This window comes from Mesorhizobium sp. M2A.F.Ca.ET.067.02.1.1 (assembly GCF_004023285.1).
Taxonomy (GTDB): domain Bacteria; phylum Pseudomonadota; class Alphaproteobacteria; order Rhizobiales; family Rhizobiaceae; genus Mesorhizobium.
The window spans coordinates 1-4,476 of the sequence record NZ_RZSB01000499.1; the positions used below are offsets into that span (position 1 = coordinate 1).

General features: G+C 64.9%; 1 protein-coding gene and 1 pseudogene. Both read right to left on the reverse strand.

Annotated elements, in window-relative coordinates:
• Positions 1 to 1,323 (reverse strand): glucan export ABC transporter ATP-binding protein (locus tag EOA28_RS26055; RefSeq protein ID WP_128315433.1); only part of this gene is annotated, 1,323 nt, incomplete at its 3' end.
• A 373-nt stretch (positions 1,324 to 1,696) separates the two neighbouring features.
• A pseudogene (locus tag EOA28_RS26060) lies at positions 1,697 to 4,476 on the reverse strand (protein ndvB); the annotation flags it as partial.

Consider the following 4,476-nt stretch of genomic DNA (forward strand, 5'->3'; position numbering starts at 1 on the left):
CACTTCGTCATTGCTCGCATCGGCGCGGCCGACGCGGATATTGTCCTCGATTGAGCGGTTGAGCAGGCCGGCGTCCTGGAAGACAGTGGCGATCGAGTGGCGCAGCGACTTCCGGGTCACGGTCCTGGTGTCGATGCCGTCGATCAGGATACGACCGCTGGACGGCGTGAAGACCCGCTGCAACAGATTGATCAGCGTCGTCTTGCCGGCGCCGGTCGGGCCGACAATGGCGACCGTCTGGCCAGCCTGGACCTCGAACGAGACGTCCTCGATGCCATGGCCCGAATTGGCGAACTCGAAGCTGACGTCCTCGAAGCGCACATGGCCGGTGACGTTGGTGAGTTCGCGCAGGCCATCCGGCTCAATGGTCTCGGCAGCCGAGTCCTCAAGGCGGTAGAAATCCTCGAGCTTGGCGCGGGCCTCGGAAATCTGGGTGGTGAAAGCCGACATCTGGTCAAGACGGGCGATCAGCATCCCGGCAAAGCCGGTGAAGGCGACGACATCGCCGACGCGGAGCTGGCCGCGGGTGACGAGATAGGCGCCGATCGACAGCACGATCATCATCGAGATGGTCGACGACAGGCGGTTCAGCGCATTGGCGATCGCCCACCAGTCGAGCACAGGGTTCTGCGCGTCGAGCAGGTCCTTGACGTAACGCTTCAGCGTCGCGGTCTCGTGGCCGATGCGGTTGTAGCTCTGCAGCACGGCGACATTGCTGACGCTGTCGGAGACATGGGCAAAGACGGTGTGGTAGTGGCGCTCGACCGCAGTCTGCCCCGCCTTGGTGCGGCGCATGACGATACGGCCGATGCCGACATAGAGAATGCCGAGGCCGAGCAGCACGACGGACATGCGGATATCCATGGCAAGCGCGGTCGGCACCAACAGCACCAGCGCGATGGCCGTCGACAAATGCACGCGCATGAATTCGAGCCACAGGCTGAACAGGGTCTCGACGGCGCGCAGCAGCGTGTGCAGCGAGTTGGACGTGCCGCGCTGGTGATGCCAGGCAAGCGGCATGGTGATCACGCGCTCGAAGGACTGGCACAGCACGTCCGAGCGGCGGGCATGGGCGAACCGGTCGGCGCCGCGGGCCACCAGCACGAAGGCAATGACGTTGAAAGCACCAAGCGCGGCCCACACGGCGAGCGTCGAAAACACAGGGCCTTTCTCGGAGATGGCTCCGATCACCCTACCCAGCAGGATCGGCTCAAGGATCGCGATCGCCGCGAGCGCGACGTTGGCGCCGCAAATCAGCGCGACGCGCTTCTTGTCGGCCGCCAGATAACCCAGCGCTCTAAAGTAGATCTGCAGAAGTGACACTTCAGCTACTCCGCCAAACTCTTGTTTGTGCTCAATGCCCGAATTGTGCACCGCACCATTTTGTGACACGTAACGGTAAATGTGTCGCGAAACAATGCGTCGTCTATCCCTTCCGTTCCCATTTAGCGAACAAAAGATGACGACGGTACGAAATCTGACGTGATCACCTAACGGTTTGAGATAAAAGGTGAAATGTCAGCCTTGCGGCAAAATAGTGGCACTTCCTCCCCGCTGCCACATTTTTAATCACAGCCTGCTTGCTAGCCTGCCCTAAAGGAAGGCGCGCGATCGCGCGGGGTGCGGCGCCAAGTAAAAAGCGGCGATCGGCCGCGCACCCCGTAGGATGCGCGGCCGACAAGCCAAGCCTTTGATTTTACGCAGGTATCCTGACGACCACCTCAGCCTTGTCGCCGGCTTTCGGCTCGAAAGAGGCCGATTTTTTCTTCGAACCGTCGACTTCTAGCGAGATCGACTTGGTCTTTTTGTCGCGGATGACACGAAGCTTGATTTCACCGCCGAACATCTTGAGCGTCGCGGCGTAGCCGTCCCAGTGTGCGGGCAGCTTCGGCCTAAACGTGATCTCCTTGCCGCGCCGTTCGATGCCGAGGATGCCGTCCACCGCTGCGCGGTAAAGCCACCCGGCCGAGCCCGTGTACCAGGTCCAGCCGCCGCGGCCGCCCTTGCCTTCGCCGGAATAGATGTCGGCGGCCACGACATAAGGCTCGACGCGGTAATGCTCGGCCGCCGCCTCGTCCGAGGCGTGGTTGACCGGGTTCAGCATCGAGAAGCAGCGATAGGCTTCGTCGGTGCGGCCCATTTCGGCCAGCGCGATCACGAACCAGGTGGCGGCATGGGTGTACTGGCCGCCATTCTCACGCACGCCCGGCGGGTAGCTCTTGATGTAGCCGGGGTCGTGCTCGCTCTTCGAGAAGGGCGGCGTGAACAGCTTGACGATCTTGAGTTCGTCATCGACGAGCATCTCAATCGCCTGCTCCATGGCCGTCGTCGAGCGGGCCGGATCGCCCTCGCCCGACAGCACGCTCCAGGACTGTGCGATGGAGTCTATCTTGCACTCGTCCGAATTGTGCGAGCCGAGCGGCGTGCCGTCGTCGAAACTGCCGCGCCGGTACCATTGGCCGTCCCAGGCGGTGCTTTCCAGGGCCCGCTTCAGCACGTCCGCGTGCTTCAACCAGGTCTGCGCCCGCTTGGTGTCGCCCTGCCCCTTGGCGACAGGGGCAAAGTCGGTGAGCGTCTTCAGGAGGAACCAGCCCAACCATACGCTCTCGCCCTTGCCGCCCTCGCCGACACGGTTCATGCCGTCGTTCCAGTCGCCGCCGAGGATGAGCGGCAGGCCGGCGGGGCTGCTGCGCTTGATCGCAAGATCGAGCGCCCGCGCGCAATGATCATAGAGCGAAGCGGTGTTCTTGGTGATCTCGGGCGTGAAGAAGGCGTCATGCTCGCCTTCGCCGAGCTGCTGCCCGTCGATGAAGGGCAACTGCTCCTTGAGGATCGCGGCGTCGCCTGTCACCTCGATGTAGCGCGCCGTCGCATGCGCCAGCCAGACGACGTCGTCCGAGATCATGGTGCGCACGCCGGCATCGGTGCGCGGCAGCCACCAGTGCTGCACGTCGCCTTCCGGGAACTGCCGGCGCGCCGCATTGAGGATCTGGTCGCGCGCCAGCTTCGGATCGTGCGCCAGAAGGGCGAGCGTGTCCTGCAACTGGTCGCGGAAGCCGAAAGCGCCGCTGGCCTGGTAGAAGGCCGAGCGCGCGCGGATGCGGCAAGTCAGGCTCTGGTAGGGCAGCCAGTGGTTGACCATGGCGTTCATCGCCTCATCCGGCGTCTCGACCTGGATGGTGTCGAGGAAGCCGCGCCAGGCCTTTTCATTGTCGGCCAGGCGCTGGTCGAAATCCTTGCCGCGATGGGTCTGCACCAGCGCGCTTGCCTCAGCGGCCGTGGCCGCGTCGCCAAGCAGCCAGGACAGCGTGACGTCGCCGCCGGCGGGGATGTCGATGTCGCTGGCGACGACCGCGCAAGGGTCGTCGCCCGCCTCGATGCGACCGGAGAGCGCGAGCCCGCCCAGCACGGCCTGGGGATATTCGGTCGTGCCGTGCCTGCCGATGAATTCGGAGCGGTCGGCGGTCACCGAATGGATCGGATGGCTTGCTCCCAGGAAGGCGACGCGCTCGCCGAAGTCGAGGCCGTAGGGGTTCTGCGCCAGCATGGCCCCTGTTGCCGTGTCCCGCGCGGGCACGATGGTCGCCGCCGTGCGCGAGCGATGGCCGCCCAGTACCCATTCGGCATAGGCATAGACGCGCAGTCGCGCCGGCACGGATCCGGAATTCTGGATGCGCAACCGGCTGATCTTCACCGGATCGACGGGATCCACTACCTGCGTCAGGTCCATCGACAACGGGCCGCGCTTGGAGCGGAAGGTCGTGAAGCCCTGGCCGTGCCAGGTCTCGTAGGTCATCGACGGATCGCGGACCGTCGCCGCCATCGGCGAGAAAGCCTTGCCGCTGGCGTGGTCGAAGACATAGAAGCCCTCGCCCGGCCGGTTCGACACCGGATCGTTCGACCACGGCGTCAGCTGGTAGTCGCGGCTGTTGCGGCTCCAGGTGAAGCCGGCGCCTTCGGCCGAGACGTGGAAGCCGAAGGAGGCATTGGAGATGACGTTGATCCAGGGCTGAGGCGTCGAGCGCCTTCCGGTCAGCCGCGTGACATAGTGGCGGCCGTCGCCGTCGAATCCGCCATAGCCGTTCCAGAGGCTGAGGCCTCGGCCGTCGGCGGCGATGTCGGCTCCAGCCTGGCTTGCCGGCACCGGCAAAGGCAGCGGCGGGCTGGGTTCGCGCGGCGAGCCGCCCTCGGCCTGCAGCAAGGCATCGCGAGCCTGCAGCGCCGCGGTCTCGGCGCGTTCGAGCTGATCGAAGATCGTGCCGTTGCGGGTGTGAAGAACCACCCGCGCGACCGACAGCAAGGTCTTGTAGGTCGGCTCGTCCATCAGGTCGCGGCGCACCGCGAAAATGTGCTGGCGCGGCCCAAGCTCGCGGCCGCGCAGGCGGCTGTTCTCGCACAGCGTCTCCACCGCGCGCTGCAGGTCCTGCACATAGGACGAGGCCTGCTCATTGACGACGACGAAGTCGATCATCATGC